Origin of the sequence: Longitalea arenae (genome assembly GCF_016924755.1) — a bacterium.
Taxonomy (GTDB): Bacteria; Bacteroidota; Bacteroidia; order Chitinophagales; family Chitinophagaceae; genus Niastella; species Niastella arenae.
In genome coordinates this window covers 263,497-275,060 of the sequence record NZ_JAFFJX010000004.1, presented here as the reverse complement: position 1 = coordinate 275,060, position 11,564 = coordinate 263,497, and the positions used below count along the sequence as shown (strand labels likewise).

Annotated in this window: 8 protein-coding genes; 2 read left to right on the top strand and 6 right to left on the bottom strand. The window is 49.2% G+C overall.

From position 1 onward, the window contains the following. Window positions 1-279 precede the first annotated feature (279 nt). Window positions 280-570: a GlsB/YeaQ/YmgE family stress response membrane protein gene (locus JT717_RS11800; protein WP_205510671.1), complete on the bottom strand. Its 291-nt coding sequence runs from the start codon at window positions 568-570 to the stop codon at window positions 280-282. A 259-nt stretch (window positions 571-829) separates the two neighbouring features. On the opposite strand from JT717_RS11800, the gene JT717_RS11795 reads away from it, so the two are divergent. Then, entirely contained in the window at window positions 830-1,588 is a 759-nt protein-coding gene (locus JT717_RS11795; protein ID WP_240348028.1) for an RNA ligase family protein, read from the top strand. Next, window positions 1,569-2,684: an AAA family ATPase gene (locus JT717_RS11790; RefSeq protein ID WP_240348027.1), complete on the top strand. Its 1,116-nt coding sequence runs from the start codon at window positions 1,569-1,571 to the stop codon at window positions 2,682-2,684. Before JT717_RS11795 ends, JT717_RS11790 begins: the two co-directional genes overlap by 20 nt. 57 nt (window positions 2,685-2,741) lie before the next feature. Here the strand turns inward: JT717_RS11790 and JT717_RS11785 are convergent, their stop codons facing one another. The 5 genes from JT717_RS11785 to JT717_RS11765 form a co-directional block, all read right to left on the bottom strand. Continuing rightward, a complete protein-coding gene (locus JT717_RS11785) occupies window positions 2,742-3,188 on the bottom strand; it encodes a hypothetical protein (protein WP_205510670.1) in 447 nt (148 codons plus the stop codon). Between the two features lie 120 nt (window positions 3,189-3,308). Further along, window positions 3,309-4,256 (bottom strand): PorP/SprF family type IX secretion system membrane protein, encoded by a 948-nt coding sequence (locus tag JT717_RS11780; RefSeq protein WP_205510669.1) that lies wholly within the window; start codon window positions 4,254-4,256, stop codon window positions 3,309-3,311. Between the two features lie 21 nt (window positions 4,257-4,277). Continuing rightward, window positions 4,278-9,677: an Ig-like domain-containing protein gene (locus JT717_RS11775; protein ID WP_205510668.1), complete on the bottom strand. Its 5,400-nt coding sequence runs from the start codon at window positions 9,675-9,677 to the stop codon at window positions 4,278-4,280. A 9-nt stretch (window positions 9,678-9,686) separates the two neighbouring features. Beyond that, window positions 9,687-10,850: an ABC transporter substrate-binding protein gene (locus JT717_RS11770; RefSeq protein WP_205510667.1), complete on the bottom strand. Its 1,164-nt coding sequence runs from the start codon at window positions 10,848-10,850 to the stop codon at window positions 9,687-9,689. A 37-nt stretch (window positions 10,851-10,887) separates the two neighbouring features. Next, the gene (locus JT717_RS11765) at window positions 10,888-11,481 is read right to left on the bottom strand and encodes a phage tail protein (RefSeq protein ID WP_205510666.1); all 594 of its coding nucleotides are present in this window, start codon (window positions 11,479-11,481) and stop codon (window positions 10,888-10,890) included. Between the last annotated feature and the right edge of the window lie 83 nt (window positions 11,482-11,564).

Below are 11,564 nucleotides of genomic sequence, written 5' to 3'. Positions count from 1 at the left end.
TTAATTTGCTGAAAATTTCATGCCCAGTCATACCGATTATTCACGATGCGTATGAGGTTCGTTGCAGGTTGTTTAGAAATTATGAAATAGCATGAATTAAAAGAAGCACAATTATGACCAACAGTGCCCGGCTTGAACAGTTATTATTTTATGATGGCGGTCAATAAAAAAGCTGTATCGGAAAGTGATACAGCTGGTTATCAAATTATCAAATACTTGATATCTATCAGCAACGAACCGATTGCTGGTCGTAGTTACGTTAGTAACAGGTCAGATACCTTAATACCGGTTCCTTCCAAAAATAGCGCCTCTTATAAGTGCAATGATCAACGTGAAAAGCGCCGAACCTACCACAGCCCATATTATGGGAAAAGTTTTTCCACCTACTTTTATTGCGAAGATTTCCGGTAGTCCAAATTTGCCGGCGATCCAAAGCCCGATGTAGGCGCCAATAAAACCTACAACAATAGATACGAGGCAGCCGCCCAGATCGTAACCAGCGAGGGATTGGCCAACTGCGCCACAGATGGCTGCAATTACCAGAAGAATTAATAACTCTGTGAGTGTCATAGCGTAAAGTTTATTCAATGTTTGTATAAGCAATTTGAGTGCCGCATTGATGGCTAATCACCGGAGGGTAGATAGACGTTTACCGGTTGGCGTGTGGGAACCTGCTTTCATCATGCTTGCAGAAGCTGAAAATAAAAACTAATTTTGCGCATCTAAAAGAACATCGTCAAGCCTTGTGTTATGTAATTGCTTCTTCATATAATCTTTTCTGATCCGAAGCGCTATAAAAAGCGTGTTCACACTTATCTTTTATCCATACATGAAAGAAGTTATTGTTTCAGCAGACTTCTATCAGTATAATATCTATTTTATGCAATCCGTGAAATACGGTCGCACCTATCATTATCCATTTTCGCCTGGCACCACCAGCGATGACCGGATCAATTATGATTACTGGAGCGACCTGCAACAAATAAGAACACTTATTCATACCGAGAAGCTCGATGGCGAGAACAACTGTTTGAGCAAATGGGGCGTATTTGCCCGCTCACATGCAGCACCTACCACTTCACCGTGGACATCATCGCTGCGGGAATTCTGGCAACTGGTAAAAAACGACCTGGGCGACCTGGAAATATTTTTAGAAAACATGTATGCTGTGCATTCCATCCGCTACCAGCAGTTGGAACACCATTTTTATGTATTTGCGGTACGCGAAGGCGATCAATGGTTGAGCTGGGAAGAGGTGCAATTCTATGCAGCGATGCTTGAACTGCCTACCGTTCCGGTGATAGAAACAGAAAGCACACCCGGCAACAGGTCGGCCTTCGAGCAAAAGGTACTGAATATAACAACTACTGGCGGTGCCTTTGCTCCGGTTGATAGCATCACCGGCAAACCCTGTACACTGGAAGGTATCGTGAGCAGAAATGCAGCGGCTTTTCATCGTGATGCTTTTTCGCACAATGTATTTAAATGGGTGCGCAAAGGCCATGTTAAAACAAACGAACACTGGACCCGCAACTGGAAACGGGCTGCCTTGAAACACGAAGGAGGTAATGATGTGGACCTTGACTGAAAACAAAGATTGGGATCATTTACACGAGCGCTTCAGCTGGGTTCGTGAGATGGATGATATTCCGCAGGACCCTGTGCATCATGCTGAAGGAAATGTGGCTATTCATACGCAGATGGTCATGGAAGCATTACAGCAACTGGAAGGGTTTAACGCGCTTTCTCCCCAGCATCAGGAGCTCATGTGGGCGGCTGCCTTGCTGCACGATGTAGAGAAACGTTCAACCACGGTACAGGAAGCGGATGGCCGTATCACTTCAAAGGGCCACTCGAAGAAAGGGGCCATGACTGCGCGACGCATATTATATATGGAAGAACCCGCGCCTTTTGCGATCCGGGAACAGATCGTACAGCTCGTACGCCTGCATGGCCAGCCGATCTGGGCCATGGAAAAAAGGGACCCGGTATGGACGGTGATTGAAGCCAGTGTAAGCATAGACACGCAATTATTGGCGATGCTCGCAAGAGCAGATGCGCTGGGGAGGATAAGTGCTGACCAGGCCGATCTCTTGTATCGCATCGGCTTGTTTGAAGTAATGTGCCAGGAGCAGGATTGCTGGGGCAAAGCAAAGGAATTTAAAACAGCCAATGCCCGCTTCACGTATTTCGAAAACCCGAAGAACGGCCCTGATTTCGTTCCCTTTGATGATTTTGGCCCAACAGTGATCCTCATGAGCGGCTTGCCGGGCGCCGGTAAGGATACCTATGTGCAACAACATTATAAAGACTGGCCGGTTATAAATCTCGACAACATCCGCAAAGAGCATAAAATTGCCGCCACCGATAAAAGCGGCAATGGCAGGGTAGTGCAGCTGGCCAAGGAAAAAGCGCGGGCGTATTTACGCAAAAAGCAGGGATTTGTTTGGAACGCTACCAATACTACCCGCCAGATGCGCAGCCAGTTGATAGAGCTGTTTATTACGTATAAGGCCTATGTTAAATTAGTGTATGTAGAAGTGCCCTATGAAAAATTGCATGGGCAGAACAAAGGCCGCGAGGCGGTTGTACCGGGCAGGGCAGTGGATAAACTGGTATCGAAACTGGAAGTACCGGCGCCCTGGGAAGCGCATGAAGTGATCTACCACGTTAAAGATGAATAATAGTTACAGAACGGTTTTATATAGAGCCGTTCTGTTCCTTTTTGTTGAAAGTTCCGGTCACGGTTCCGGAACGAATTCAGTGCCATCGGGCCGGCGAACCCGTTCTACTATAAACATGTATTTAATATAATGGAATGGCACCCAGAGGTCATTAAAACCGGGGGAGGGGTTATAGCTGTGCAGGCAAAGCATTTCGGTGCCGGTGTTTTCTTCTGGTGTTTTGATAGCACAGGGACTTTTCAATAAACAGTATTGTTCTCCCTTAAAATCTATAATGAAGACCATTGGGCGATGCAGGGGAACATCGCTAATGCTGTTGATCGATAACAAGCGGCCCAGTACCAGGCTGCCGCCGGGAATTGACCTGGCCGTATGATCCGTCATGCTGTTACCCTGGTTGGGAAACCAATAATACTGTTCACCGTCGATCTTTCCGGGAGTATCAATATAGAATTTTGGTGTACCCAATGCTTTTTTCAGTTCCTGGTCATCATGATTGGTCATAGCTAATTCTTGTATATAAAGTTAGTTATAAGCCATTTATTCATCTGTGTATTCAGGGAAATCCAATAAAAAATCCCCCCGGCACACCGGGGGGATTTTACATATTTGAATGGCAAAACACTATTTAAACAAATTCACCGTAGCGCCAATTTCGTAGCCGCCATCGACATACGATCTAATACCACCGGTTTGTGCGGTGTACATTAACTGGATAACGGCTGTTCTTTTAATGTTCACACCAATGCCGGCAGTAAAACTTTTTGAGGTATGATACATGGCCATGATGTTGGCCACATCGTCAAGGAAAGAAACATTCACGCCCGCGTCGATGATGTCGTCATAACCCCTGATGTTCCGGTAAGCGAGCTTCGGTTCTATGGTGCTTACAGCCCCTTCGTTCTTGAATTTGTAAGAAACTGCTGAATAGATGAGGGTACCGCCGTTAATGCCGCGATTAACCCCGGTGAACAGGGCCCTGATATTCGGCAATGCTGCCTGCAGGTTCCAGTGCTCATCGGTATAAGCCATGCCATAATCGCCTTCAAAATAGTTGTCACGGGCATTGTAAGCCATCAGGGCCGGATCGGTAAGATCTCCATCGACCTTGCTCATATCTACCCGTTGAAAATTGAATGCAAGCGACATCCCGAAATGCAGGAACTGGTTGCGGGTAGCGCTCAACGGCATGTGATAGGCATATGATAATCCCAGCCGGGTCCGGTTGATCAATCCGGCTACATCGTTCATAACATTTACACCCAGCCCGCCCCTGTTGCCGGTATTCACATCGGCCGAAAAGAAAGTGCTTACCGGGGCGCCATCGATGCTGTTTTGCCATTGACGCCGGTGGGCTGCATTCAGGTGTAAACCCGAATCGATACCCGCCATAGCGGCATTGCCCAGGTATTGGTTCTGAAAGAACATAGTGCCCGAAGGATCCAGCAGGCCGGTTGCATTGCTGGGCGATTGGGCAAGGCTGTTCTGTACAAACAGGGCGGTTGATAACAGGCTGCATACAACCATCGACCGTAGCTGTTTGGTATATCTCGAATTTATTATAGAGCGCATGATCGTAAAAATTTAATGTTATCAATTTGCTTTCAGGATGATGGTAATATACCCTTTGGCGGTTTTGGCGCCACCGGAGATACTCAGGAAATAGTAGTAAGTGCCTTCCGCCAACGGATGACCGTTCAGTTTTCCATCCCAGGTGTTGTTATAATTCCGCTGACTATATACCAGTCGTCCTGCCCGGTCGAAGATCTTCAGTTCGTTATCGGGATAGCTATCGATATTGCGGATCACCCATCTGTCGTTTTTGCCGTCGCCATTGGGCGTAAGCACATTGGTAGCGTCTACTTTAAAGTCTTCGATGATCGACATATTGAAAGCCGCTGTGCTGCTGCAGCCCAGGGCGCTGGTAGCAGTTACCCGGTAAATGGTGTTTGCCTGCGGCCTTACTTCGGCGATGGCGCTCTGTTGACCGCTCACAATACTGCTATTCGCTTCCCAGGCATAGGTGGCGCCGCCTGTTGCGGTGAGATGCGCGATATCACCTTTCGAAATGCTGTTGCCTTTATCGCTGGTGATGGTTATTACCGGCAGCGGGTTTACCGTAATGGTGAAGCTGCGCTGATAAGTATCGATGCCCCCATTGGCCGTGCCGCCATTGTCTTTAATGGTCACCGTGATAGTAGCTGCACCCGAAGTGACGCTGTTCTTCAGCCGGTAACTGATCAAACCTGCGTTGTTAATGGTAAGCGCATCAAAATAAGCCTCGTTGCTGCTAATGCTCAAGGTATAGGTTTGTGCGGGTTCTACTGCCGAGGCGCCGTTTACCTGGATGGTATGGGCATCTGTGGTGGCGCAAATACTCACATTACTGATCGCATCGAGCACGGGCGCCTTATTGATAGGGGCAATAGTGATCGCTACCGGGGTGGCTGCGCTGGTATTGAGGCCATCGCTTACAGTTACTATTATGGTAACGGTATTACCCACGTTATTATTAAGGATGGTTCCGTTTTGAACACTGAGGTTGCCGCTTCCATCGATCGCAAAGGCGCCGCCTGATGCATCGGATGTGATCAGCCAGTTCTGTAAGGTGCCTGTTGCCTCGGTAGCGGTTACTTTGCCGACTGGTGTACCGGCGCTGCTGTTCTGCAAAATGCTGAAGTTTTGTGCAGCCGTGATCACCGGTGCCGTAGCGTCGTAATTAACGGTAATCGTATTTGAAAGCTGGTTGTCGTTGCCAGCAATGTTTATTGCTGAACCGGCAGGCAGCTGTATGCTCACCGAACCATCGGCGGCCGGCGTTACCAGCAGGGTATAAGTGATATTGTCACTTGTTTGCAGGTTACTGGCTGTACCATTCGCAACCGTAAAGTCGCCAGCGCTCAGTGCGGTCACTGCTTCATTGAAGACCACCGTTACGGTAAATGCTGTATTTACGCGGGCTGCGGCGGTAGTTGATAAGGTGACTGCCGGGTGTGCAGTATGTACAAACACGCCTGCCGTATTGCCTGGATTTTGCAAGGTCAGGGCAGCATTATTGGTAGACTGGTCGATAATCGTGGCGCTGTTCAATTGCAGGCTGCTGCCCAATGAAATACCATCCAGGTCCATATCGCCAGCCTGCACCGTATAACTGAAGGTGAGGGCATTGGTGAAAGCGGTGCCGCCGGTATACATTGCCTGTACGGTACTGCTTCCGATTACAACAGGTAGTGTTGGCGCGCCGCTTACCCGTACGTTCTCGTTCCAGTTAATGGTGAAAGTGAGCACATCACCTGCTTTGTAATAACCATTCACCGGCACTGCTACTGATGTTATCACCGGTGGATTGGGATCGTACAAATAAGAAATATTGTTGGAAACGGTGTTACCGGTGCTGGCATTATTTACGGCCACATGCGCCGGCACCTGAACACCCACACCGCCTTCTGCAACTGGCGTTATCAGAACAGTATAAACAATATTATCTGCCGTTTGCAGGTTGCTGGCGGTAGCGTTGGTAACACTCAGATCACCGGCAGTGAAACCGGTTACCGCTTCGCTGAAGGTGATAGTGGCAGTCCAGGCGGCATTCAGGGGGAAAGGCGCCGGCAGGCTTATTGTTACTGAAGGCGTCCCTGTATTTACAATGACTGCACTGGTATTGCCAACGCTGTTCAAGGTTGTATTCGCATTATTATTAGCTGCATCTTTAATGGTGCTGCCATTCAAGCCCAGGGCGTTCAACGCAATACCATTGGCATCCATATCACCCGGCTGTACCGTGTACCGGAAATCAATTGTACTTCCGCTGTTGGCGATCATGGTTGCCTGCACAGTGCCGCTGGTTAACGCAATTTCAAGCGTGGGTGTTCCTGCAGCAACTGTAATCTGCTCGCTGAAGTTAACCCTAAAGTTCAACTGGTCGCCGGCTTTATACACGCCATTGGCAGGCACAGTTACCGATGTGATCACCGGTGCAGAGATATCATAGATGTAAGAGAATGGGCTTGAAGCTGAATTCCCGTTGCCTCCTATGTTCTGCGCAATATTTGCCGGCACCTGCATGGTTACCTGGCCTTCTGCGGCCGGCGTTACAGTTACTGTATAAGTAAAGCCATTAACCGCCTGCAGATTGCTGATGGTTGCATTAGTGGTTGTAATATCGGCAGCCGTAAATCCGGTAACATTTTCGCTGAAGGTAATGGTTGCTGTCCATGGACCATTCAGGGCAGGCGTGCCGCTGATCGTCACCGTTGGTATCACTGTATTAACAAAGATATTATTAGTAGCACCAACGTTGTTCAGGGTAAGGTTGGCATTGTTGCCGGCTGCATCCCTGATGGTGCTGCCATTCGCGATAAGATTAGTTCCAGCCACGGCTATACCATCCATATCCTGGTCGCCATTCACAACGGTATACCGGAAACTGATCGTGTTGGCGCCGGCGCCGACATAGGCAGCGTTTACGGTAGTGGCGCCAATAGTAATGGGCAGATAGGGTGTTCCGCCTGCTGTATTTAAGGCAACAGGTCCATCAAAGGTCACTACAAAGGTCAATACGTCGCCGGCCTTGTAATAACCGTTGGCTGGTACATTCACCGAAGTGATCACCGGCGCTGTAGCATCATAAACGATCGAGAGCGTATTGGACGCCGTATTGCCATTATTACCAACATTGAATGCAGCGTTGGCAGGAACACTTATAGTATATGTTCTGTCGCCGGTAGGGGTTATCAGAACTGTGTAGGAAATATTATCTGTTGTTTGCAGGTTGCTGATGGCGGCGTTCAATACATTAATATCCGACACGGTAAAACCTGTCACTGCCTCACTGAAAGTAATGGTTACGGTAAATGGCGTATTCACCTGGGCAGGTGCCGTTGTTGACAGCGTTACGGATGGAATGACCGTATTCACCCTTACAAGGTTCGTGGAAGCCACATTGTTCAATGTGAGACTGGCGTTATTACCGATGGCATCTACCAGGCTGCCGCCATTCAATTGCAAATTAGTGCCAACCTGAATACCATCCATGTCATGATCGCCTGGCTGCACTGTATATGCAAAGGCCAGCATGCTGCTTCCTGATCCACTGGTATAGGTGGCCTGTACGGTTGTTGCGCCAATGGTCACAGGCAGGCCTGGCGTACCGGTCACCGTGGTATTCTCATTGAAGCCAACAGTAAAAGTGAGTACCTGGCCTGCTTTATAATATCCGTTCGCCGGAACGTTCACCGACGTAACGATAGGTCCGTTCGCATCGATCGTCCATGTATAGTTTGCGGGTGCTCCAATATTTCCTGCGGCGTCCCGCGCACGTACGCTGAGGCTATGGCTGCCATCGGCCAATCCGGTTAAGGTCAAGGGACTGCTTACTGCAGTAAAGGCCCCGCCATCGAGACTGCCTTCGAATGTGCAACCCGTTTCAGAAGCATCGAAGCTAAATACTGCTGTACTGCTGGTGGAAGGGTTGGCAGGTTGGGTGATCAGGTTGGTCGTGGGCGCTGTGAGGTCAAGGATGATCTGGTCTGAGAAACTTGCCACATTACCCGCCTGGTCTCTCAGCTGCATGTTCACCGTTTTAGTACCCTCGCTAACAGCAAGCATCCAGTTCTTGGTGGCGGCCAGGTTTTCATAAGCGCTGTAGGCGCCGCCATCATTGTTGAACTGCATTTGCATCGCAGTATTATCATTCGCGGTAATAGTTAATACTACACCGGCATTGTTGGTAGCCGTTGCACCGCTGTTTATAGTAATAGTTCCGGTAGGAGCTGTTTTATCTATCGTATACACCTGCCCGCCGGTAAACGGTACATTCGTGATCGAGGGAGTGATGCCTGTTCCGTTTACATCCAGCCGGATGGTGCCATCACCAGTGCCGGTGTTTACTGTTACGGTATAGGTGCTTCCACTGCCACTTACATTAGTGATGCTGGCGCCGGTCAGCCCGGTAGTTGTCAGGCCAAATGAACTGGCTGTTACATTACTGGCTGCTCCGCTGAAGGTAACTGTATATTGTACTGATGTGGCATTGCTGGGGTTGGCATCGCTGCGGTTCACGCTGGAAACGGTAATACCGGGCGGTGCAAGTGTTATCAACCTTCCATTGGGCGCCGCTGCCATATCACCTGCGTATACGGTTCCTGTATTGTTTACTACCAGGCCCAGGGGAAAGCTACCCGTTGTAGCGCTTAAGCCGCTGTACAATTGCGTACCGGTGCCTGCCGGATCGGCATATTTCATCACCCGGTATGTTGTACTGTTTACGAATTCCGTTGTATAAATATTATCTGCTGCATCTATGGCCAGTGCGGTATATACTTTATTGGAACCAAGCACAGCAGCCCCAAAACCAGGAGCCGTTAACTTCCAGAGTTGCCCGCCGTTGTTCACCGGAAAGTCGAGTACGTAAATATTGTCGTGGGAGTCACATACAATGCCCCAGGGATATGTAGTGTTAAGGCCGGCCGGCAGAGGAACACCATTCCACAGTACAGTTCCCGCCATATTTTCGGCGCCGGATGAATAACGCACTAACCGGTAATGGTTGGTAGCGTTATTATATTCCATAGAAAGCAGGTTGTTCGACCGGTCGATGGCAAGGGTGGAAAAATAGCGGCCAGACTGTACCACTGTTGCCGTGTAAGAAGGGGCTGTCAGCTTGATGATCTGCCAGCCAACAGTTTCGTCGGGATTTGTTACAAACAGGTCGCCGGCAGCGTTTACTGCCAGGCCCCAGGGATAGGCCTGGGCCAGGCCGCCTGCAAACGTTAAATTACCATAGATGACGGCAGGGGTTGCATTGCCACTGGTGTATTTAACAATTTCTCCCTTACCGGTCGAATGATTGAGCCGCACGCCATAGATATTATTACTGTTGTCTTTGGTCAGGGCGGTGTATTGGCTGCTTTCAATAGTAGTTACTGTATACTGCGCGCTGCCGTGCAACGTACAAATAAGCAGACCCAGTAACAGCATGTAAAAATGCTTCATGGTGTTTTGTTAATAACAGAGAAAGGGGTTTTGCCAGCCTGAATCGCTTTCACGATGGATCGATTCAAATTCCTGTGCATCGAAGCGCATCCCTTTTCCCTGGTCAAGAATAAGTTTGTGTATTTGGTTTCCCGTTGTTGTAAGCTTGAGGATATTGGTGGCAGGTAAGGCAAAGCCTGATCTTGGAAAGAAATTCCTTTCGCCTCTTGGGCCATTGATAATTCCCTCGCGTAATTGTTGCTTCACGGTATCCCAGTCTCTCTTCAATGCGTAGGGCAGAACCTCTTTCCATATTAGTCCGGCCTCATACCCCATTAGCGCGTAGATATTGGCGGGTTGTTTGGCCAGGCTTTCGAATTTCTTTACGAACACCTGGTTCGATGTATCTTCTGATTCCCGGATCCATTGCTGGGCAGTGTACATTTCAAGATCGATGTGTTTGATATCTGCAAGGATATCGTCATAAGCCATCGTTTCCTGTACCAGCAGGGGGATCTTTTTATGAAAACCGCTGCTCAACCATTTTTTGAGGAACACGGTGCCGCGGTCGCCACTGAAGATGGCATGTACATAAGGAGGTGGGTCTTTGGCCAGGCGGTCGAAAAAGCCGCCCAGCTCCATACGGTTCTGGTCGTTGGGATCGTAGGGGATCACCGATAACTGCACCTGTGTGCCGCCGGCAGCAGCAACACCCTGTTGAAAACTGCTGTTCAAATGATAGCCGGCTTCGTACACCGGCATAATGAGATGCCCGCCGCTGCCATAGGTTTTCTGCGCCCAGTAGCCCAATGCGAATTGCGATTGCCATAACTGATGGGAAGCATAAAAAATATCAGGACTTAGCAGCGGGAAATAGGGTACATGTTCCCCCATATCAAAAAAGAAAGCCGGTTTTCTTTCCCGGTCGATCAGGGGGGTGATATCGGGAATGGCTTTATAACTGACCAGCCCCGATATAACATCTACCCGGTTGAAGAAAAGCAGCTTCCGGGCTGCAGTTTCCGTATCACGCGCACTGCCCAGGTTCGTGTATTCCTGCATGAACTGAATGGAACGCTGGCGCACGGGATCAAGCTCCATACCCAGCAGCCAGCCGGTGAGCATGTGCTGCGCATAATAGGGATAGGTACTTGAATAGGGCGTCAGGAAACCTACGGTAAGGGGTGCGGTCATGTGCGTGTATAATGAATGCTTCTAAAAAGCGATTGTATTAGTTTCTGCTTGGGTAAATACCTTCCAGCGCAATCACATAGTTCATGGCCAGATAAGGCTGCATGATTGAAAATGGCTGACTGCCACCTGCAATGTTCGTAGTGATATTGCCACTCACAGGGCTTGCCGCAAAACTGGCACTATTGTCCTGCGGGGCATAACCGTTAATATTGCTGGCGCTGGGCCCCGAGCCGATGGTTGGCAATTTCGCGGGTACCACCGTATTGCCGGGAATATTTGTGGTACCGGCAGCTGTACTGGCTGAAAGGGAAACCGTTAAGGTATTACCGCTGGCGGTATGGTTATGTGCAGGCATATTGGTGATCAGCAGGGTCGTCGTTGGCGTACCAGCCATCTCGCCCTGGGTGTAATTAGGCAAACCGGGGCCCTGGCCAGTACCGATAGGAACACGGCCGCGCAGGTCAGGTAATGCAAAAGTGGTTTGGCCGTTGCCGCCATAAGTGGTTCCCAGCAGGGAGAACAGCGCGGTATTTTGGGCTATTGACAATAGCTGGCCCTGGCAGAAAGCCCAGCTTCTTGGTGCAAAATTGCCGCCGAATAAATTGATCTGTGCTATTAACGGATTATCCATGTTCCTTAAAATTTAAAAGTTATCTAAAAATGCTGAACGATACTGCGGAACACCGAACGCCCTTTTTGATCCGAAGGTCTATT

What these genes read in the sequence shown, in the direction of transcription:
- JT717_RS11800 (WP_205510671.1), bottom strand. Translation starts at nt 570, where the DNA reads ATGACACTCACAGAGTTATTAATTCTTCTGGTAATTGCAGCCATCTGT.
- JT717_RS11795 (WP_240348028.1), top strand. Translation starts at nt 830, where the DNA reads ATGAAAGAAGTTATTGTTTCAGCAGACTTCTATCAGTATAATATCTAT.
- JT717_RS11790 (WP_240348027.1), top strand. Translation starts at nt 1,569, where the DNA reads ATGATGTGGACCTTGACTGAAAACAAAGATTGGGATCATTTACACGAG.
- JT717_RS11785 (WP_205510670.1), bottom strand. Translation starts at nt 3,188, where the DNA reads ATGACCAATCATGATGACCAGGAACTGAAAAAAGCATTGGGTACACCA.
- JT717_RS11780 (WP_205510669.1), bottom strand. Translation starts at nt 4,256, where the DNA reads ATGCGCTCTATAATAAATTCGAGATATACCAAACAGCTACGGTCGATG.
- JT717_RS11775 (WP_205510668.1), bottom strand. Translation starts at nt 9,677, where the DNA reads ATGAAGCATTTTTACATGCTGTTACTGGGTCTGCTTATTTGTACGTTG.
- JT717_RS11770 (WP_205510667.1), bottom strand. Translation starts at nt 10,850, where the DNA reads ATGACCGCACCCCTTACCGTAGGTTTCCTGACGCCCTATTCAAGTACC.
- JT717_RS11765 (WP_205510666.1), bottom strand. Translation starts at nt 11,481, where the DNA reads ATGGATAATCCGTTAATAGCACAGATCAATTTATTCGGCGGCAATTTT.